The sequence below is a fragment of the Ruegeria sp. AH7 genome (assembly GCF_056541325.1).
This window is the reverse complement of the sequence record NZ_JBQFYF010000008.1, coordinates 111334-132199: the sequence shown is the minus strand read 5'-3', so window position 1 is coordinate 132199 and position 20866 is coordinate 111334. Positions and strand designations below refer to the sequence as shown.

General features: G+C 56.0%; 19 protein-coding genes and 1 tRNA gene. 12 read left to right on the top strand and 8 right to left on the bottom strand.

The annotated features are described in order from the left end of the window. Window positions 1-541 precede the first annotated feature (541 nt). The 4 genes from ACR0JX_RS17960 (at window position 542) to ACR0JX_RS17945 (ending at window position 4465) form a co-directional block, all read left to right on the top strand. Window positions 542-1291, top strand: coding sequence for a 5-oxoprolinase subunit B family protein (locus ACR0JX_RS17960; protein ID WP_480545142.1), 750 nt, complete (start codon window positions 542-544; stop codon window positions 1289-1291). After that, on the top strand, window positions 1288-2286 hold the full coding sequence (locus ACR0JX_RS17955) for a 5-oxoprolinase subunit C family protein (RefSeq protein ID WP_480545141.1): 999 nt from the start codon (window positions 1288-1290) through the stop codon (window positions 2284-2286). Before ACR0JX_RS17960 ends, ACR0JX_RS17955 begins: the two co-directional genes overlap by 4 nt. Before the next feature lie 12 nt (window positions 2287-2298). After that, entirely contained in the window at window positions 2299-3060 is a 762-nt protein-coding gene (locus ACR0JX_RS17950) for a LamB/YcsF family protein (protein WP_480545140.1), read from the top strand. A 157-nt stretch (window positions 3061-3217) separates the two neighbouring features. Then, window positions 3218-4465, top strand: coding sequence for a hypothetical protein (locus tag ACR0JX_RS17945; protein ID WP_480545139.1), 1248 nt, complete (start codon window positions 3218-3220; stop codon window positions 4463-4465). 69 nt (window positions 4466-4534) lie between these two features. Here the strand turns inward: ACR0JX_RS17945 and ACR0JX_RS17940 are convergent, their stop codons facing one another. Further along, window positions 4535-5926 (bottom strand): D-alanyl-D-alanine carboxypeptidase family protein, encoded by a 1392-nt coding sequence (locus ACR0JX_RS17940; protein WP_480545138.1) that lies wholly within the window; start codon window positions 5924-5926, stop codon window positions 4535-4537. A gap of 281 nt (window positions 5927-6207) precedes the next feature. Beyond that, complete coding sequence (locus ACR0JX_RS17935) at window positions 6208-6909, bottom strand: HAD family hydrolase (RefSeq protein WP_480545137.1); 702 nt, start codon at window positions 6907-6909, stop codon at window positions 6208-6210. Between the two features lie 93 nt (window positions 6910-7002). Between ACR0JX_RS17935 and clpS the strand changes: the two genes are divergently transcribed. Genes clpS through hemF form a run of 4 tightly spaced genes read left to right on the top strand, consistent with a single transcriptional unit; the run spans window position 7003 to window position 10071 of the window. Then, window positions 7003-7344 (top strand): ATP-dependent Clp protease adapter ClpS, encoded by a 342-nt coding sequence (clpS, locus tag ACR0JX_RS17930; protein ID WP_170536540.1) that lies wholly within the window; start codon window positions 7003-7005, stop codon window positions 7342-7344. 30 nt (window positions 7345-7374) lie between these two features. Next, complete coding sequence (locus tag ACR0JX_RS17925) at window positions 7375-8340, top strand: class I SAM-dependent methyltransferase (RefSeq protein WP_480545136.1); 966 nt, start codon at window positions 7375-7377, stop codon at window positions 8338-8340. A 37-nt stretch (window positions 8341-8377) separates the two neighbouring features. Beyond that, a complete protein-coding gene (locus ACR0JX_RS17920; RefSeq protein ID WP_480545135.1) occupies window positions 8378-9181 on the top strand; it encodes an SDR family NAD(P)-dependent oxidoreductase in 804 nt (267 codons plus the stop codon). Window positions 9182-9186: 5 nt separating this feature from the next. Then, on the top strand, window positions 9187-10071 hold the full coding sequence (gene hemF, locus ACR0JX_RS17915; RefSeq protein WP_480545134.1) for an oxygen-dependent coproporphyrinogen oxidase: 885 nt from the start codon (window positions 9187-9189) through the stop codon (window positions 10069-10071). 3 nt (window positions 10072-10074) lie between these two features. Here hemF and ACR0JX_RS17910 read toward each other — a convergent pair whose 3' ends face one another. From ACR0JX_RS17910 to modA, 4 genes are all read right to left on the bottom strand, one after another. Then, window positions 10075-10482 (bottom strand): hypothetical protein, encoded by a 408-nt coding sequence (locus ACR0JX_RS17910; RefSeq protein WP_480545133.1) that lies wholly within the window; start codon window positions 10480-10482, stop codon window positions 10075-10077. A 113-nt stretch (window positions 10483-10595) separates the two neighbouring features. Then, a complete protein-coding gene (gene modC, locus ACR0JX_RS17905; RefSeq protein WP_480545132.1) occupies window positions 10596-11687 on the bottom strand; it encodes a molybdenum ABC transporter ATP-binding protein in 1092 nt (363 codons plus the stop codon). Further along, complete coding sequence (modB, locus tag ACR0JX_RS17900) at window positions 11684-12376, bottom strand: molybdate ABC transporter permease subunit (protein ID WP_480545131.1); 693 nt, start codon at window positions 12374-12376, stop codon at window positions 11684-11686. The genes modC and modB overlap by 4 nt, the downstream gene beginning before the upstream one ends. Before the next feature lie 5 nt (window positions 12377-12381). After that, a complete protein-coding gene (gene modA / locus ACR0JX_RS17895; RefSeq protein ID WP_480545130.1) occupies window positions 12382-13161 on the bottom strand; it encodes a molybdate ABC transporter substrate-binding protein in 780 nt (259 codons plus the stop codon). A gap of 257 nt (window positions 13162-13418) precedes the next feature. On the opposite strand from modA, the gene ACR0JX_RS17890 reads away from it, so the two are divergent. The 3 genes from ACR0JX_RS17890 (at window position 13419) to ACR0JX_RS17880 (ending at window position 15150) form a co-directional block, all read left to right on the top strand. Continuing rightward, window positions 13419-13494 (top strand) — tRNA-Val (locus tag ACR0JX_RS17890). 89 nt (window positions 13495-13583) lie between these two features. Continuing rightward, on the top strand, window positions 13584-14297 hold the full coding sequence (locus ACR0JX_RS17885; RefSeq protein WP_480545129.1) for a DUF6538 domain-containing protein: 714 nt from the start codon (window positions 13584-13586) through the stop codon (window positions 14295-14297). Continuing rightward, entirely contained in the window at window positions 14233-15150 is a 918-nt protein-coding gene (locus ACR0JX_RS17880; protein ID WP_480545128.1) for a site-specific integrase, read from the top strand. The genes ACR0JX_RS17885 and ACR0JX_RS17880 overlap by 65 nt, the downstream gene beginning before the upstream one ends. Before the next feature lie 306 nt (window positions 15151-15456). On the opposite strand, the gene ACR0JX_RS17875 is transcribed toward ACR0JX_RS17880, so the two are convergent. Further along, a complete protein-coding gene (locus tag ACR0JX_RS17875) occupies window positions 15457-17829 on the bottom strand; it encodes a 1-deoxy-D-xylulose-5-phosphate synthase N-terminal domain-containing protein (RefSeq protein ID WP_480545127.1) in 2373 nt (790 codons plus the stop codon). 14 nt (window positions 17830-17843) lie between these two features. Beyond that, window positions 17844-19043 (bottom strand): methionine gamma-lyase, encoded by a 1200-nt coding sequence (locus ACR0JX_RS17870; protein WP_480545126.1) that lies wholly within the window; start codon window positions 19041-19043, stop codon window positions 17844-17846. A 115-nt stretch (window positions 19044-19158) separates the two neighbouring features. Here ACR0JX_RS17870 and ACR0JX_RS17865 point away from each other — a divergent pair, with 115 nt between their 5' ends. Further along, window positions 19159-19614, top strand: coding sequence for an Lrp/AsnC family transcriptional regulator (locus tag ACR0JX_RS17865; RefSeq protein ID WP_170350138.1), 456 nt, complete (start codon window positions 19159-19161; stop codon window positions 19612-19614). Window positions 19615-20866 lie beyond the last annotated feature (1252 nt).

Below are 20866 nucleotides of genomic sequence, written 5' to 3'. Positions count from 1 at the left end.
CCAGTCCCTCAAGATGCCCCCGGTCTCTCCCGAGCGTCTCAACCGTCTCTCCGGCCCGTCTCCGCCATCTCTAGCGTCCCAACAACAACCTCAGCTGCGCCGGTGAAGGGGGTTCTAAGGTCTAGCGATCAGGGCCGCAAGCAGAAAATTACATCTTGGCGCATTTTTTTGCATGTTCAGAAATAAGTGATAAATAACAGATAGTTAACATCCATCTACATACAGGAATACAGGCATAATCCAGGGGTATGTCGCCTCGAACCATGAACAGTCCTTTTGTTTGCCAATGGCTTAGCACAACATATTGGGGCTCAGCGGCATCCGGGCCCAAGACGGTGCGGCTCGAAACACCGAGTCGAAACTCTATGAACCACCGATTCATCACAAGCCTCACACAAAAAAGATCGATCTCGCTCGATGGGTACACGAAAAATACTTCGCAAAACCCCATACGACGGTCCGCATATGAACAGACCTTGCGCATTATCGCCTGATACGGTCTGCTCCTGCCTAAACAGGTGCAATTCAAGACGTGGTGCATATGACCCTCACCCATTCTTATCCGATGGTGCGCAATGTCGGCTTTGATGTTGTACTGGTCACCTTTGCCGAAACCATGTCAGATCCCGCGAACCGTGCAGCCCTGTCGTTCAGGGCCGAGGTTGAGCGGCTGGACCTCGATGGGGTGTTGGAGACATCAGCCACGCTTGGGTCCGCTTATCTTCGGTTTGATCCGACCAGGGTGACCCACGCGGATATGGCAGGCGCCCTCAAGGAGCTGCTGAAGACAAGAGACTGGTACACTACGCCCCTCCCCTCAGGGCGAAAGCTATGGCGGGTGCCAACCGTCTATGGCACGGACCTTGCCCCACAACTCGAGGATGCGGCACGGGCGGCCGGTCTGAGCCCTGCAGAAGCGGTGCGACGACTAAGTCATTCTAAGGTACGTGTTTTAACAATCGGGTTCGCGCCGGGCCAGCCCTATCTCGGGCCACTTGCGCCCGAGTTCAACATCCCAAGACTGCAAGACTTGACACCCATGGTCCCCGAAGGCGCTCTGGTACTGGCCATATCTCAGTTCGTTCTGTTTTCCGGTCCCACGCCAACCGGATGGCGGCATATCGGTCAGACGGCTTTCCGATGTTTTCGACCCGATATGACAGAGACGTTCACTCTAACACCCGGAGATGAGTTGCTGTTCGAACCGATATCGCGTGATGATCTGGAGTGCATCCGCGCCGACAATGACGATGGGCTTGGGGGCGCGACCTTCCAAGAGATCACTTCATGAGCCTGATCGTCCGGCGCATCGGCCCCGCCTGCACCATTCAGGATCAAGGGCGCGTAGGGTATCTTGATCAAGGGCTTTCGCGATCCGGGGTGGCTGACATATTAGCGCTGCATGAAGGGGCGGCGTTACTGGGTCAAAGCCCAGATTTTGCGGCCTTGGAAATGGCGGGCATGGGTGGCGAATTCGAAGCCACCCAACCCGTGCGGATTGCGCTAACTGGTGCGCCAATGCAGGCCAGTATCGACGGGGCTGCGATTGTCTGGAATGCATCGCACCATCTGGAACCGGGGCAGCGCCTGACAGTTGGCGCGGCATTGCAGGGCAGCTATGGCTACCTGCATCTGGGAGGTGGGATCGACACTGAAATGTTTCTCGGTTCGCGTTCAACCCATCTGACCGCCAAGATCGGTCGCGCGGTCGCGGCAGGCGATACCCTGCCTGCCGGGCCAGACACGGGCGAGACCGGATTTAAACTGCCCCCTGCAGATCGGTTTGATGGCGGTACGCTACGCGTTCTTGCCAGCTTTCAGACCCCTCTCTTTGATCCGGAAACCCTGACCCGGTTCACTCGAACCGAATTCAAACGGGGACCCCGTGCCAACCGCATGGGAATGCAATTGGAATGCGCCGGCGAAGGGTTCGCTGCCAAGGATCAGCTGAACATCCTGTCCGAGGTCATAACCCCCGGCGATATACAGATGACAGGGACCGGCAACCCGTTCATCCTGCTGCCCGAATGCCAGACGACCGGCGGTTACCCTCGGATCGCTACTGTTCTTCCCTGCGACATGCCAAGAGCAGCACAAACTCCAGCGGGCGGGAAGATCCGGTTCGAGCTTGTGACACTGGATCAGGCGATAGAGCTGGATGCGGCCTTTCGGTCCGATTTGGCCCGATTGCCGGGGCGTATCGAACCGCTTATCCGCGACCCGCATGATATTTCGGACCTGCTGTCCTACCAATTGATCGGCGGAGTGATCTCTGCCAACGACTAAGGAGATGTGTTGATGCCCCGCGTGGATCTGAATGCCGATATGGGTGAAAGCTTTGGCCCATGGAACATGGGTGATGATGAAAGCCTGCTAAAGGTCATCACCTCGGCCAATATCGCCTGCGGGTTTCATGCAGGCGACTGGGATGTGATGGCCAGTACGATGACATTGGCCGCCGAAAACGGTGTGGGTATCGGCGCGCATCCGGGCTTTCCCGATCTTCAGGGCTTTGGCCGCCGCAATATGAGGCTGCCACATGACAGCCTTCGCAATCTGGTGCGCTACCAGTTGGGTGCGGCGATGGGTTTGGCAGCTGCGATTGGCACTAAGATACGGCACCTTAAACTACACGGTGCACTTGCCAATATGTGCTCGGTTGATATCGACATGGCGCGGGCCTGCTATCAGGGGGCGCTGGAAGTTGATCCGGACATCATCATCATGGTGCTGGCGGTGACAAATCAGGAAGCGGCCGTGCGCGAACTTGGCTGCAAATGGGTGGGCGAGATCTTTGCCGACCGCGCCTATAACGACGATGGCACTCTGGTCGATCGCAGCCTGCCCGGCGCGGTGATTCATGACCCCGAGATCGCCGGGTCGCGCATCCTGAACATGGTCCGCGAAGGGGCGATTATCACCGAATCTGGAAAACACCTTGAGACCTCAATCGATACGATCTGTCTGCACGGCGACGGGCCAACGGCAGTGCAGATCGCCCGTTCAGTCCGCGAAAATCTGATCGCGGGCGGGGTCGAGGTGACAAAATTCACTCGATAGACATCTGGGCGTAATCCGGAAGACCTAAAGTCTGGATGTTGCCCGAACGGGGTTCAGCGCCTAGCATGCATCCAAGTGCATGTTCTGAATACTGTTATTCCAGCTAATTTGGCCCGGCCATTGCGCTTGCAGCCGGATACCCCGCAAGGAGGCGCGCATGTCTTTCGATCTGATGTCTTACGAACCGCGAGGCGACAAGAAGAACTCGGACTTCTTTCATGAATATCTGCCAATGATCTACGAGCGGCGAACCAGCTCGGGCATCGCAGATCAGGTCGGTCCGATGCGAGCGATTGTCATTCAGGTCGAAACGACGGCCCTGTTCGATACGATGCTCGAACTTTATGTCATGACCCCCTATCGCCATTCGGCCAGCTATCTGGGCCGGACACATAAGTTCTCTGTCCTGCATTCCCATGCCGACTACCCTGCGCTGATCCTGATGGCCCCGCTGAGCGAAAGTTTTGTAGACTTCATTCCCCGGATCAACCGCATGTACCCGCTGGCCCGCAAAACCCCACAAACCCGCTATGTCGGAGAGGTTTTCGCGGCAAGCGATCTTAGCACGCTGACCAAAACGCTCGAAGATCAAAACATCCGCTTTGAGTACTCCGGCGACACCGAAAACCCGTTCTACACGCTGGATGGGTTCCGTTTCACCACACCTTCGGATTTCACCTGCAATCGCGTTGGATACTCCACGCTGGATTTCAACGACCCCGACAGCCTTGGCCTTGGGGATCGGGTGCTACTCAGCGATGCTGAAAAGGCAAAGCTTGAGGAAGCAGCCGCATTCGGCACTGATAGTAGTATCGCGCCATTGATGCTGGGCATTGACCACCTTGCCACGCGGGTTCTGGCGGGTGAACGCGAAGATGCGATCCTCGAATTTCTGACGATGGTGCCCTACTATTTTTGGGGCGCGTACAACATCTTTGACATGAATTCCTCGACCAATGTGAACCGCAACGCCAATGTGGATGACGACAAGATATCCCCGGCCAAAGTGTTCACCGCAAACAACACGCCGTCTTTCGTGAATTCATTTGCGAAGCTTCCAATGCCGACCGAAGACTTTGTGCGCAATTTTGGCCGCCGCCTACATCATATGGCTGTCGAGATTCAGGATGGCGACCATGGCGCGGGTGAGAAGAATGTCGATTTCGTCGTCAATACACTGAAGGACAAAGGTGTGCCGTTCCTGGCGCACGTGGTCGGGGAATGCAAAGACGATCCAAACCTGAAACAGATATTCTCGAAGCATTCGCAATACACGCTGCTGATCACCGAATATATCGAACGCTGCCACCACTATGACGGGTTCTTCACCAAGGATAACGTGGCAGCCCTGACCGCAGCGGCGGGGCAAGACGAACAATATGAACATGGCCACGTGTTCGACTAAGCGCCTCGGATAAAAAAAGGGCTGCGAAACTCCGCAGCCCAGATCCATCAGGAGAGAGAATGTCGGGTCTTATGACGGCCCGATCATGAAACAGGTGACATTGCGCGCCTGAAGGCGACGGCAGGCCAGATCGGCCTGTTCCCGGGTCATGCCCTGAAACGTTGCCTCGAACCCTTTCGAACTTTGGCTGACTTTGCGCAGCGTGCCTTCCAAAGTGGTCATTTCCGACAATGCCGTTTTCAGCAGGATCTTCTCGGCCTCATAGCGCGTTGTGTAGCGGCCCACATTCACGCCCCATAGATGCCCGCCAGATGTGGACAGTCGGGTCACAACCTCTTGTTCGGGTTCGGGCTGCTCAGCGGGCTTGGCTTGTGCCACGGTCAAGTTCTCAGGCCGCAAGGCTGGGCGCGTATCCGAGCTTTCGACCGGCGGGGCTGTTGGCGCTATATCGGCCTCAGCGATTGCTGCGGCAATACCGTTCTGGATGCGATCCCGGTTCTGGTTCGCGGTTTCAACAACGGCGCTGGCGACCTGTGTGGCCACCGGGCGAACAACTGGGCGCAGGCTTGCTTTGGGCGCACCGCTGACAGCCGCCACCTGGGTCGAGCCGCCAAGACCGGTGTTGCCCGCATAAGCAGGTCGTCCGGGTTTGCGAATGGGCGCACGCGACGGGGCGCGACGGAAGCCCATATCCAACAGCTCGGCAACCTTCGCGTTCCGAGACGCGCCCGACTTGCCACCAAATACGGTTGCGATGATGCGCTCATCCTTACGCTTGGCCGAAGCAACGAGGTTGAAGCCTGCAGCGCGGGTGTATCCCGTCTTGATCCCGTCCGCACCCCGATACGCGGCAAGCAGGCGGCGGTTCGTGTTCGGAACAGTCTTGATCCCGGCATTGGTCGATTGGCGCGAAAACAGGTTATAGTACTGCGGATAATCATACAGCAGGTGACGCCCCAGCGTGGTCATATCGCGCGCGGTAGACAAATGCCCCGCCTCGGTCAGACCATGAGCGTTCTTGAAGGTCGTGCGGCTCATCCCCATTGCCTTTGCGGTGCGGGTCATGCGACGCGCAAACGCGGCCTCGGATCCGCTCAGCGCGATACCAATGGCAGTGGCTGCGTCATTGGCCGATTTCACAGCCGCCGCACGGATCAGATACCGAAACGCGATCGTCTGGCCCGAGCGCAACCCAAGCTTCGACGGCGGCTCGGCTGCCGCTGCCTTGGTGATACGAACCGGCGTGTCCAGCGTGATCTCGCCATTCCGGACCGCTTCAAACGCTATATACAGCGTCATCATTTTGGTCAGTGACGCCGGATGCAGCCGAGTATCGGCGTTGCGCGAATGAAGGACCTCTCCGGTCCGGGCATCAATCACCATGGCCGCATACGGCGCGGCGAAAGATTTAAACGGCGCAAAAGAAAGCACCATCATCAATACAATGAGAAATAAGCCCATTCGGGCCGGAACTGTCCGCCGAACCTGCACGATCTTTGCCTCTGTCTGCCTCGCGCCGCCGGGTTTTCCCGGTCAGCTAGATTTTATTCTGCTTAGCGGCAAGGCTAACACAGAGGCCTTTTGAAATAAACCGAAAGCTGTGGTTTTTGCGGTTTCGTTGCGGTGTAAAAAGAGCGCTATATCTAGCTGTGCGATGCGTCCTGAACACTAGATCAGGGGCATCTCAGGGAACGCCGCAATCCACTCGCGGATTTTTCTTTGACTGAGGCGTAACAGCAACATCAAGAGATCGCGCTAAGCAAATCACTCAGACCGCCTAAATCACGCAGTTCTCGGAATCTCTTGGCGTCGACGGGGGCATCCGCATGCTCGACCTCCCAAACCAGACCGTGCGGCACGTAAACGCCCCAGCAACCAGCCTGTATCGGAGCCACCACATCGGACCGCATCGAGTTCCCGATCATCATCGCCGCAGCCGGGCCATCACCATGGGCTTCAAAGATCGCACGGTAGGTGTCCGAGGTCTTTTCCGACACGATCTCAACCGCATCGAACAGTTCACCCAGACCTGACTGGGCCAGTTTGCGCTCCTGGTCGATCAGATCGCCCTTGGTGATCAATACCACGCGATGGGCTTTTGCAGCTTCTTCGATCGCCTGCTGCGCATGCGGCAAAAGCTCGATGGGATAAGCCAGCATCTCCTGCCCGGCTTCTATCAGTTGGCGGATTACCAAGGCAGGAACGCGATCTTCGGTCACTTCAATAGCGGTTTCGATCATCGACAGAACAAAGCCTTTGATACCATAGCCATAGTGCCGGATATTGCGCTTTTCCGCCTCCAGAAGACGCTCCATTAGATGGTCATGTTCGGCATGATCGGACAAAAGCGATGTAAAATGCGCCTGCGTTAGCTGAAAGAACCGTTCGTTGTGCCACAAGGTGTCGTCAGCATCGAAGCCTATGGTGGTGAGTTTTTGCGTCATCCCGAATACGCCTGCTGCCTCTTTCCTCTGACGGGAACGACGTTATATAAGCGCAGAAGTAAACCCAATCCCTGAATCGGACAGTTGCGCGCGATGCTGGAAAACCAATGGATGATGTCTGACAAGTCGGACGACGACGGTGATGCGTCCGTTCTGGTCCAGACGCGCCCAAAAACCAAGCGCCCGCCTTTGTACAAGGTGCTGCTGCTGAACGACGATTACACGCCGATGGAATTCGTCGTTCACGTGCTGGAGCGGTTCTTTGGCATGACCCATGCGCAAGCGTTCGAGATCATGTTGACCGTGCACAAGAAAGGCGTGGCTGTCGTGGGTGTGTTCAGCCATGAGATCGCCGAAACCAAGGTGGGCCAGGTCATGGATTTTGCCCGCAGGCACCAGCACCCTTTGCAATGCACTATGGAACGAGAAGAGTAAGCCCCGCGCTGCTGTTCAACATATTCGGCCATGTCACCTCGCCTAAACCTTGCCCTGCAAAGCGGTTTGACGCTGTCACAGCCGCTGACCGTATTTGGCCCGACGCCAGATGATGATTTGTCGGATTTGTCTCGTGAAACGCAAATCGTCCAACCATTCAAACCGTTCCACGATTGTTTTGCGGCGCTTGGGTTCACCGCCGTGCCCGAGGCCATCGGGCCCTGTGAGGATGCAATTGTCCACCTGCCTCGCGCCAAGGCGCTGGCCCGTGCCTTGATCCATCGCGCCTGCAGTCAAGCCACTGGCGTTATTGTTGTCGATGGCGCAAAGACCTACGGTATTGACGGTGTGCTGAAGGACATACGCAAGCGCGTCGCTGTTGAAGGGCCCCTTTCGAAAGCACATGGCAAGATATTCTGGTTTCAGTCTGATCCCGCAGCGTTTGCGGATTGGGCCGCGCCGGAAACTCAGAGTGTCGATGGATATCAAACCGCACCCGGCGTGTTCTCGGCAGATGGTGTGGACCCCGCCTCGGCGCTGTTGATGCAAAGCTTGCCTGCCAAACTGGGGGGGCACATCGCAGACCTTGGCGCCGGATGGGGATATCTTTCCGCCGAACTTTTGAAACGCGGCCAGATCGAAACACTGGATCTTGTCGAAGCAGATCACGCGGCGCTCAACTGCGCGCGGTCAAATGTGAAAGACGGCCGGGCCATGTTTCACTGGGCCGATGCAATCACATGGGCGGCCGCCGATCCCAGGGATACAATCATCATGAACCCGCCGTTTCATACGTCGCGCAGCGCTGACCCCGCCCTTGGTCAGAGGTTCATCGCCTCTGCGGCCCGCAACCTGACCCGCAATGGCGATCTTTGGATGGTTGCCAACCGCCACCTGCCTTATGAAGCCGCGTTGACCGAGCATTTCATCAAGGTTGATGAAGTCGCCGGTGATAATCGGTTCAAGGTGTTTCATGCCTCTCGCCCTCGACGCTGAGGCCCGCTAACCTGCCCACCTAATCAGGAGGATTCGGATGTCCTTTTCCATAGCTGGCAAGACAGCAATCGTGACTGGCGGGGCCAACGGGATCGGATTGGCCATCGGTCGTCATTTTGCCGATGCCGGGGCCAATGTTGTCTTTGCAGACATGGACGAAAAGCGACTGGTCGAGGAGCTGGGCGAACAAGCCGACGACAGCAATATTCGATATTTCGCGGGGGATCTGCGCGAAAAGCTGACCATTGCCAACCTGCTGTCAGCCACTTTGGACGCGTTCGATCAGGTCGATATTCTGATCAATGGCGCAAGGCAGGTCATCCCATCTGATCCGCTGGATCCAGATGATGATTCTGTTCGCACGTTGCTAAATCAAAACCTGATGCCCGCACTGCGGCTGAGCCAGCTGGTTGCTAAACGTATGATCAAGCAATCAGAGAATGATGATGACGAAAATCCGGCAGGCTCGATAATCAACCTATCATCCATCGCCGCACGACGAACCCATCCCGACTTGATGGCCTATTCGGTTTCGACGGCAGCGTTGGACCAGATGACACGATCACTGGCCGTGGCGCTGGCCCCCAATCGGATTCGCGTGAATTCAATTGCCTTGGGGTCGGTGATGAGTGCATCGCTCCAGTCAACGCTTAAGGAAAACCGGGATTTTCGCGACGATATCGAAAAGCACACGCCGCTGGCCCGCATCGCCGCCCCAACTGAACTGACCGAGACCGCCCAGTTCCTGGCATCCGACGCCGCTGGCTTTATCACAGGTCAGATCCTGACAATCGATGGCGGCCGGACCCTGTTGGACCCGGTTGCAGCACCGGCTCATTAACACTCATGTTCGAAACGGAAAAAACCACCGCATCCGCATGGTTCCGTCAATTGCGGGATAACACTGTCGCCGCGTTTGAGGCACTGGAAGACAGTCACGACACCGGACCGTTCTCGGATGCCGATCCAGGGCGGTTCAAGGTCAAGGAAACCAAGCGTCAATCCGACGATGGCTCTGACGCCGGTGGCGGTCTGATGTCGGTGATGCGCGGCGGGCGTGTGTTTGAGAAGGTGGGCGTCAACGTCTCAACAGTGTACGGCACTTTGGGCGCACGGGCGCAGCAGGCCATGGCCGCGCGCAAAGGCATCCCCGGCATGAAGGACGATCCCCGTTTTTGGGCCTCGGGCATCAGTCTGGTTGCGCATATGCAGAACCCGCATGTTCCGGCGGTCCATATGAACACACGCATGTTCTGGACCCCTCATGCCTGGTGGTTTGGCGGTGGGTCGGACCTGAACCCCTGCATCGAATATGATGAAGACACTGCCCATTTCCACGCGACCCAAAAGGCGCATCTGGACCCACATGGCACTGAACACTATCCGCGGCTGAAAGACTGGGCGGATGAGTATTTCTATATCCCTCATCGAAAACGCGCCCGCGGCGTTGGGGGCATCTTTATGGATGATCACTGCACCGGGGACTGGAACACCGATTTCGCGCTGACACAGGATATTGGCCGCGCGTTTCTACCCGCCTTTGTCCCGCTGGTTGAAAAACGCCGGGTTCAGGCCTTTGGTGACAATGAAAAGAACACCCAGCTAGTGCATCGCGGTCTCTACGCCGAATACAATCTGGTCTACGATCGCGGCACGAAATTTGGCCTTGAAACAGGTCACGATCCGGATGCGGTGTTGATGAGTTTACCGCCGTTGGCGAAATGGGTTTGACCCTTAAAAGCCAAAGTCGATGAAGTTATCGTAACAGTAGTTCTGCGCCGAAGAGGCCGACATATTCTCGCCCACGCGCTTAACCGTAATCGAGTATCCCGGGTTCGTATCCGCACCGGGCGGTGGCGTCAGCGAGAACTGAACTGTTCGTACGCCGGGCTCATAAGCCTTGGAGATGTATATTCTCTGGTTATTTGGCACGCCAAGTGTTCGCAACGCATAATCCCCGATCCCGCACCAATAGTTGACCGGGGCTGAGGAGCCGATTGCTTTGACCTCATATATTCCGTCTTTCAGAGGTGTGATCTCCGTCCGAAACTGCGGGGTGACATTCAGTCCAAATCCAACGGCCCCTGCCAAACTTGGGGCCAAAAGGGTCGCGCCAAACGCACATATTCTGAACAATGACATAGCAGACGCTCCAAACCAGAATCCGTGTCTGCTTCTAAAAATAGATACTTGAAGCTCCGAGTAAAGCCGACCAACAGCGATGTGACCCTTTGTGTGATGCCGTTTGGGCCGCGTCACAAGATGCGTCCCCCGACATCCTGCGGCGCCAAGGCCACGGTTTTGATCACCGCATAACAGGTCGCTCCAGTCTGCAAACCCAATGCGTTGACCGAGCGTCGTGTCACCCGCGCCAGAACAACGCCGGCAGGTGTTTTAACCGAGACAATCGCGCCCGGTCCATCGCCTGACCGGATCGTCTCAACCTGTCCACTGAGCACATTCAAAGCTGACAGCCCCTGTGGTGGCTGGCTTGATAGAATGACCTCCTGCGCCGGGATACGAATGCGCAAGCTCTCTCCCACCTGATGTGCGACGCGGGGCAGAAACAGGCGCTCCCCGCCGGCATCCAGCTCGGTCAACCCATCCGAGTGATGTTCTTTGACCCGCACCTGCAAGACCGCACCTATTGCGCGCACGCCAGCAGGTGCAACTGACGGATCAGACAGGACATCGGAGGCCGGACCCTGGCCAGCAACTTTACCATCCTGCAAAGCCACAACGGATGTCGCAAGCCGCGCCACTTCGGCGGCCGAATGGGTGACATACAAGATTGGAACCGAAACCTCATCCCTAAGCCGCTCGAAATAGGGCAGTATCTCGGCTTTTCGGGCCTCATCCAGTGCCGCCAAGGGTTCATCTGCAAGGATCAGACGGGGGCTGGCCAGCAAAGCGCGCCCGATCGCCACACGCTGCTTTTCCCCACCCGATAACAGGGCCGGTCGGCGGCTCAGCAAATGGCCGATGCCCAGCATCTCGATGATCCGATCAGGGTTTTCTTGCTGCGCACCACGCGGCGCAAACCAGCGACCGTAGGACAGATTCTGGCGAACGGTCAGGTGTGGGAAAAGCCTCCCCTCCTGAAAGATGTAACCCAGGCGACGCTTATGGGGCGGCAGCCAGTGCTGTGCTTCGGTATCAAACAGAACCCAGTCATCCACGACCACCCGCCCCGCTTCGGGCCGCAACAGGCCTGCCACTGCGTTCACAACCGTAGTTTTGCCTGATCCCGAACGCCCAAACAGCACAGTTACCCCCTGCGGCGCGTCAAAGGTCAGATCAAGATCAATGCCCGACAAATGGTGTTTCAGGCGCACAGATAAGCTCATGACCCGGCCACCCTTGCAGCCGCACGGCGCCCCACATATTCAGATAGAAGCAAAGCCCCCATGGCGATGATGATCGAGATCACGACCAATCGGGTGGCAGCAGCTTCGCCCCCTGGCACTTGTAGGAAAGCATAAACGGCCGATGGCAACGTCTGGGTTTGTCCGGGAATATTTGACACGAACGTAATCGTCGCCCCGAACTCTCCCATCGCTTTGGCAAAGGCCAGGATCGATCCGGCGATGATCCCCGGCAGGATCATCGGCAGGGTCACAGTCGCAAACACCATCAGCCGCGATGCCCCAAGGGTCGAACCCGCCTGTTCCAGCTTTGGATCCACGGCCTCAATCGACAATCGTATGGCGCGTACCATAAGGGGAAACGCCATGATCCCAGCAGCCAGCGCGGCGCCGGTCCAACGAAAGGCAACGACAATCCCAAACTCGGCCAGAAACCGCCCTATGGGCCCCTGAATGCCAAATGTCAGCAGCAGCAAGTACCCCGTGACAACAGGCGGCAAAATAAGTGGCAGATGGACCAAACCGTTCAACACCTGACGTCCCGGAAAGCGCCATCTTGCCAACGCATAAGCCACAAATATCCCGAATGGCAAAGTAGCCAGAGTGGCCGACAATGACACGCGCAGCGACAGCCGAAGCGCTTCCAGTTCAGCCGGGCCCAACCACTCCATCCCGATCACCTGTCCGGCAGGGAAAACCCCTGCCTCAGGAAAACAGACATAGCGTCATTGGTTTGAAGAAACTCTAGAAATGAAGCAGCTTCAGGCGTTGAAAACCGCATCAAGGCTGCAGGGTAGACAATGGGGGGATGCATCTCGGCTGGTATTTTACTAACAACACTCACCCGTGGGTCCGCTATCGCGTCCGAACGATAAACTACGCCTAAGGGTGCCGCCTCGGTTGCCACAAGCGCAAGCGCAGCGCGCACATTATCCGTCTGCGCCACCTGCCCTTGAACCGCGCCCCAAAGCCCAAGATTTTCCAGCGCTGACTTGCCATAGATCCCTGCAGGCACCGCGTCGACCAGCGCCATGGCCAGGTAACCGCCTGCCAGCTCAGTCACGATGTCATAGTCTGAACCAATGTGTTCGACCGGTGCCCGCTCTGATGCCCCAATCAGAACCAACCCGTTACTTAGCAAATCCACACGCGAAGCCGGATCAATCAGCGCTTGATCCTGCAGCAAATCCATCCAATTGGAATTTGCCGAAATGAAAATATCCGCAGGTGCACCCGCCTGAATCTGGCGGGCTAGTACGGATGAAGCTGCATAGGAGACCGTAATGCTCACACCAGTTTGTGCGTTGTAGCCAGTCGCAAGCTCATCCAGCGCCGTTTTCAGGCTGGCAGCGGCAAACACCAAAACACCATCGGCCCCGGCCCGGATCGGAGCCAGAATGAGCGTAGCCAGTACCAAAACCGCCACAACCGCACGGCGGGTCATTAAAAAAGCCATCCAAACTCCGGGCCGGGAAACGACCGTCTGGTTCTGGAATATCGGAGGCAATGGGTCACCCGCAAGCATGTTTCCCACGATCAAGTGGTGTTTGTGATATCTGCCATACCTCGCTTGAGAATGCGGGCGCCTGTCTGCGCTCCGGCCTCTGACCCGTTGACAGTACAGACGGTTTCACAGATCAGAGTAAAACAATCCGATAAAATCCACTGAACCCTCTTGCACCCGCCCACAGGCTTGGCTAAATGCAGCGCTACGGGTGATTAGCTCAGTTGGTAGAGCGCTTCGTTTACACCGAAGATGTCGGGAGTTCGAGTCTCTCATCACCCACCATTCTAACCTTTTGAAATAAAAGAAAACCCTTGCAAACAAGGCACTATGTCCGTTTGAAGGTTACAACTTTGGTTACAAAAGGTGTTCCCATGGCAGGTAAGATTCGTCACCTCGTTAACCGTTCCGGGCGGTATCATGCACGTGTCGTGGTTCCGAAAGACCTGCGCGGAATCATTGGGAAGACCGAGTTGCGCATCGCTCTGGGTGGTGACTACCGCGAAGCGCTCAAACTTTTGCCGGGCGCAGTTACGCAGATTCAGCATCAGATCGCGGTGGCAGAGCAAAAGGCGAACCCAAACCAACCACAAAACGCCTCTGCCCGCTTCCCTCTCGCACCGGATCAGATCGCACACAGCCACTATCACCAGCGCATGGCCTTTGATGATCAACTCAGAAATGATCCACGCTACTCTGCCGTCGGCATTGATGATCTGCTAGTTGGCCGCCTACGCGCTGCCTTAGCAGGGAATGCCAATGACGTTGAGCTAGGTGAGTTGGTCGGCGCGCAGATTGAACGCTTCCGGGCAACTGGCAATGTAGACGCGACACCGGGTAGCACCGAATGGCGAGAGATAGCCCGTGCCCTTTGCCAAGCAGAGCTGGAAGCCCTTGCGCGCTCCGCTGAGCGTGACGAAGGCGATTTTACCGGCAACACCCACTGCGCCAATCATTGTGGACGCACAGCCCCCGGAAAACGCCCCTACTCCGGTCAGTATCAAACAGCTCTGGAAAGACTACGTGGCGCACCGCCAGCAAGCCGGGTTTATGCGGTCTGGCACTGGTCGCCAGCAGCCAGTCATTGATAAACTCGTCAAACACCTGAAACACAACGATGCCACACGAGTTACCAAGAAAGACTTGATTGATTGGCGCGATCAGTTGATGGGTAGCTTATCCGCCAAGACGGTTAGCGATGTGTATCTCTCCACCATTCGGTCACTGTTTTCATGGGCGGTCGAGAATGAAATTCTAACTGAGAACCCGGCTGCCAATGTGCGGCAAGCAAAGCCCAAGAAGCAGCACACTAGGGAACGCGGCTATGTAGAGGCCGAAGCGAACAAGCTCTTGAAAGCCAGCCGCACCTATACTCCCAACGAAGACGAGCGCGGTTACGTTAGGGAGAAATCGCATTTGGTAGCCGCTAAACGCTGGGCACCGATCATCTGTGCCTTCACTGGCGCGCGCGTTTCAGAGATTACTCAGCTCCGCAAAGAAGACGTGCGCAAGATCGATGAGCATTGGATTATTAGGATTACGCCAGATGCCGGTTCGGTTAAGACAGGTGGATATCGTGACGCTCCGCTGCATCCCCAAATCATAAGCGAGGGCTTCATTGACTTTGTCGAAGCTGCGAAGCCCGGCCCATTGTTCCACGGCGGCACGAGACAAGAGGACTATTCACGCAAGGCGAAGCGTATCGCAAATCAGATTGCAGCATGGCTTAGAAAGTCCGGGCTGGCGCCAGAAGGATTGCTGCCCAATCATGCATGGCGGCACCGTTTCAAAACGCAGTGCCGTGAACTCTGTATATCTGATCGTGTTGTCGATGCCATTCAGGGCCATGCAGGGAAAACGGCAGGTGATGACTACGGTGACGTGACGCAGAGAACCAAGATCGACGCAATCAACAGACTACCTCACTACATATTGAAGTAGCTCATGCGAGATTTCTCGTTGCAGTCTTGCAGTTACAAGGCGCTCTCGTGTGCCGTATTTTATTGGTCAGAGTGAAAGGGTTCGAACCTCCTACCCTTGCCTCCCGAAGATCGGGACTGAGGACCAACTTATTGATTTTTAATCAAAGGAACCCTGTTTTTTGGGCGTCGCCTCCAATCAAACCAGCCAAGTTCAGGTCCGGCAGATTCATTGAACCTAAGAGCACTGTCTACATTGGCCGAAAGTTATCTTGGTCTATGATCAGTGCTAGTTTGCTTTCTATATTTTTGCCCAGATCCAGCCCACTTATGCACGGTGAAGAGTCCTGCCATGGGTCAGGCCACTCACTTTTTCCAGGATAGCGTCTGCGTCAATGCAGTGATGGCGATATAGATCGCCGATCGTTCCGGTCTGACCAAAATGCTCGACGCCCATGGGAATAGTCTGATGCCCAAGCACTGCCCCGAGCCAGGATAGAGTTGCAGGATGACCATCGATAACAGTGACAAGCTTGCAGTGTGGCGGAAGGTCGGACATCAGGGTCTCGATGTGAGAGCGTGCCGCTTGGTTGCCGCGAGAACGCGCTCGTTGAGCGGCGGTCCATCCAGCATTCAGGCGATCTGCGGATGTCACGGCCAATACACCTATGTCGCGACGGCCTTCACCAATCATACCGGCGGCCTTGATTGCCACCGGCGCGACTGCTCCTTGATAGGCGATTACAACTTCGCAATTGGGTCCCGGTTTTCTTAACCAATAAGCCCCATCGATGGCACCTTGGCGGAACTCATCGTCGACACGCTTTCCGGGCTGTTCAATCGGGTTGGTGGTCAGGCGCAGGTAGACAGACCCTCCGGTTTCATCGCGCAGCCATGTGCGCTCATCCGGTTGCCCTTCGCCGTCGCGCTGCAGGTAGTCGAAGGCCCATTCCATAATCACCGCTAGCTCGTCGGCAAAGGCCGGTTCAAAAGCGGCCAAACCGTCTTGGCTCATCCCGATGAGCGGTGTTCCAACGGATTGGTGTGCTCCACCTTCGGGGGCGAGTGTCACGCCCGAAGGTGTGCCAACCAGCATGAAACGCGCGTCCTGATAACAGGCGTAATTCAGCGCATCGAGGCCGCGGCTGACAAATGGATCATAGACGGTGCCAATTGGGATCAACCTCTTACCGAACAGGGAATGCGACAGGCCCGCCGCTCCCAGAAGCAACATGAGGTTCATTTCGGCTATACCAAGCTCGATATGCTGCCCTTCCGGCGTGAATTCCCATTTCGCCGTCGAAGGGATCCGGTGTTCTATGAAGGCGTCGGCTTGCTCGGATCGGGCGAACAGTTTGCGCCGGTTCACCCAAGGACCAAGGCTTGTTGTGCCTGTCACATCTGGGGAGGTCGTCACTATGCGTTCGGCCATTGGGCCGTCGCCTTTTGACAGATCGTCAAGGATCTTGCCAAACGCCATCTGGGTCGAGATTTCACGGTTGGTGTCGATTTCGATTGGCGGCACTTCCAGCTTGTCATCAAAATAGCGGCGCGGACCTTTAGCAAAGAACGGCGTGCTGGCCAGAAAATCTTTGAATGCGTCTGGGTCCTGCACTGTCGCGAGCGGCTCCCATTCTTCGCCCTTCGGCACACCCATATGCGACTGCCACGCGGCGAACTGGCTATTGTTCATTAGCCCGCCGTGATTGTCCTTGTGACCTGCAATAGGGGTGCCCCATCCTTTGACTGTGTAGGCCAGGAAACATGTTGGGCGATCATGATCGATGGCGGCAAATGTTTGGGCCATTGTCTCGACGCAGTTGCCGCCGAGGTTCTCCATAAGGTCTGCGAGCTCTGCATCCGTGCGCCGTTCGATCAGAGCGGTCACATCCCCCTGATCCCCCAGATCGTCCATGAGACGCTGTCGCCAGTTCGCGCCACCCATGAAAGTCAAAGCCGAGTAGTCTTGGTTTGGGCAAGCGTCGATCCAATCTCGCAGGCGATCTCCGCCGGGTTCTTTAAAGGCCGCGCGTTGAAGAACCCCATATTTGACACGAACGACATCCCAGCTGAACGCATCGAAGATTTTCTCGATCCGTTCGAACAAGCCTTCCCGGACGATACCGTCCAGCGACTGTCGGTTGTAATCGATGATCCACCACGTGTTTCGCAGGTCGTTCTTCCATCCTTCCTGTAATGCCTCATAGACATTGCCTTCATCCAGTTCGGCATCGCCTACCAGGGCTACCATACGTCCCATTGGCGCGTTTGAGCCCCAGCTTTTGGCCTTGATGTAGTCTTGAATGATCGAGGCAAACGAGGTGATCGCGACACCTAAACCCACAGACCCGGTCGAGAAATCAACATCATCTATATCCTTTGTCCGGCTGGGATAACTTTGCACACCCCCAAATCCGCGAAAATTCTCCATCTTTTCGCGGGTCTGATTACCCATCAGATACTGCATCGCATGAAATACCGGCGACGCATGGGGTTTAACTGCAACCCGGTCCTCAGGGCGCAAGGCCGAGAAGTAGAGCGCGGTCATGATTGATACCATCGAAGCAGACGAAGCCTGATGGCCACCGATCTTGATCCCATCCACCTTTGGTCGGACATGGTTGGCATGGTGGATCATCCAATGCGACAACCACAGCAGGCGCTGTTCGACGGTCTTCAGTTGGGTGGGATCAATGTGCATGGCGGTCTCCGGGTTCAGGCGGCGCTGCGAGCAGGGTAAGGCAAAGCTTGCTCCAGGTCTGCAAGGATATCTTCGACATCCTCCAGTCCGACCGACAGGCGGATCAGGCCATCGCTGATCCCATGCTCGGCACGTTCTTCCGGCGTATACGTCGAATGAGTCATGGACGCTGGGTGTTGGATCAGTGTTTCCGCGTCGCCCAAGGACACCGCACGCTGGATCATGTTCAGGCGGTTCATGAAATCAATCCCACCGGACAGGCCGGACTTGATCTCGAACGCTATCATAGCACCGGGTTGGGACATCTGTCGCTGCGCCACATCGTGCTGAACGAAACTCTTAAGACCAGGGAAATAAACCTCACCGACGGCGGGGTGCGCTTCGAGGAAGTCCGCGACGACTTTGGCAGATTCACAATGACGATCCACACGCAGATTCAGTGTTTTCAGACCACGCAGGACTAGCATCGCGTTGAAAGGCGCCATTACCGCGCCTGTCATGTCCTTCATTCCAACAAGGCGGATTTCAGCAATCTGTTCGGCGGTTCCTACCACCAGACCGGCCACCACATCCCCGTGTCCGCCGAGATATTTGGTAGCAGAGTGCAGAACGATATCTGCACCATGCTCGATCGGGCGGGTCAGATACGGGCTGGCATAAGTGTTATCGACGACGACCGTTGCTCCGACCGAATGCGCAATTGCGGCGCTTGCGGCGATGTCCACCAAGCGCATGTTCGGATTGGCCGGAGTTTCGAAATAGACAACGCGGGTTTTGTCAGAAATGGCCGCTCTCAGGTTCTCCGGGTCTGTCATGTCGACATGTGTGATCGTGACACCCCATTTTGCCAAACCGTGGCGCATAAAGGCGAAGGTGCAGCCATAGAGCGTTTTGTCCACGATGACTTCGTCACCTGGCGACAGCAGGGTCCAGAGCACTGCCGTGACCGCCCCCATACCGCTTGAGAGAGCTAGCCCGGCCTCGGCCCCCTCAAGCACGGCAATGCGTTGTTCAAGAAGGTCGCATGTTGGGTTCGAAATGCGGCTGTAGATATGACCTTCACGCTCACCTGCGAACATCTCGCCACCTGCTTCTGCGGTTTCAAAGGTAAACGTGGACGTCAAATGCAGGGGTGGCGTAAGCGCGCCGTCATTTTCCAGAGGGTCATAAGCGTGGTGAATGGCGCGGGTGGCAAATCCGGTTGAAGGGGTCATTGCAAGCTCCTGATACATGTTGGAGCCAGTTTGCGCCTTTACTTTGGGCCAATGGTTGCTAAAAATGCCAACTTAAGCTTTAATATTGGCATACTATGCCAAAAAAGAGGATGAAATGGACGCTAAGGACAGGCAGATCATTCGAGCGCTGCAGCGCGACGGGCGCATGACGAACCAGGATCTTGCCGACGAAGTGAACCTGTCTCCCTCACCGTGTTTGCGCAGGGTCAAAAACCTAGAAGCCAATGGAGTGATAAAGGGATACAGCGCCGACGTCGACGCTGCCGCCTATGGGATGGCCATTACTGTCTTCGTGCGTATCAGATTGGAGCGACACAACGAAACGGACGTTCAGAACTTCGAGAAACGTGTTCGGATGATCGATGAAGTTCTTGAATGCCACGTGCTGACCGGGGCAATGGACTACCAATTGCGGGTTTTAGTATCGGATCTAGAGGCCTACGAGGAATTTATTCGTCACCGAATTCATCCGATCGGTGGGATTGCCTCGATCGATACCAGCTTCGTCTATGGAACAGTAAAAAAGACTTCTGTTTTTCCGCCCGGATAGATGGACCCAGTTAGAATGAGTTGTTGTCGATCGGCTAAACATTTTAGTTTATTGATTTTTTCCCTCCGCAATTTCCCATTCTCTCCGTCGCTATATCAAAGACATGCAGCGCGTGCTGCATCACTTCTGAGAGGATAGCGATGACAAATAAACCGTATGGAGACACCCGGATGGCGACGTATTTCGAACGGAGGGTGCTCGAACTGAAACCTACCAAGAGCCAAGCCGAGATCGCGGCGTAGGTGGGATACGTCGACCCGAACATGATCACGATGATCAAGCAGGGTAGTTCCAAGGTGGCATTGGATCGCGTCCCGGCTTGGCGAACGCTTTGGAATGCGACGCTGCCTACCTTATGCGCCTCGCAATTGAGCAGTCGATCAGCCTGACTGCAGCTAAGGCAGTTGTCGAGGTATTCGGAGAACATGTCACGTCGAATGAACTTGGCTGGCTAAAAGCAATTCGCAAGGCCTCTAATAACACTGATCCCCGGCTGACCAGTCGGTCAGAGACGGCGATCAAGACCATCTTCGGGAGGTAGGTGCCTTGCATGACTTGAAAGACGACCTAACATTGAGTGAGCGCGCCTGGTTGCAGTTCCTCCGGGACGTGAGCAACGGAAATGATCCTGAGCCTACCTTACGGCGAGTGCAGCTATTGAGGCGCCTTTGTCGACCACACAAAGAAAAATGGAATGGGTTTTCGAGATAGCGGCGAGGAATGGCTGGTGAACCCTGCCTCGCCGGGTCCCTCGCTGATTGAACTGAGGTTGCACAAGGTTGACAAAAGTTTACATCCGCCTTCCCGGGATCGACGGAATGTAAACCTTTGAACCAGACAAACCCATAAAAACAACGGTTCTTGGAAAACACATATCAGAAGACATGCCAGAAAAGCTAACAGAAGAGCGAAACACAGGCCAGACGACACCAGACACATGTAAGAGAACGGACGTAGCTCAGGCCAGTATGGAGAGCTACTGAGAGAGCGAGATAGAGAGCGTAAGCACAGGTCTATGTCAGGCAGCGTATTGAGCTACTCCCGAGAGAAGAAATCGACGATTGCTCATAGACAGGGAATAGATGCACCTAGATCGCAATCACGATAGATAGCACCAACACGCAACAGCGCCCTAGAGAGCGACAACCTAGTGTAAGAGGTGTCAAGGTAACTGGGTGCTAGAGAGGAAAGGTGATCGTAGGGAAGAGCGCTCAGGGGCGGCACCCGATTTGCGCTTATGTTTACCAGAACT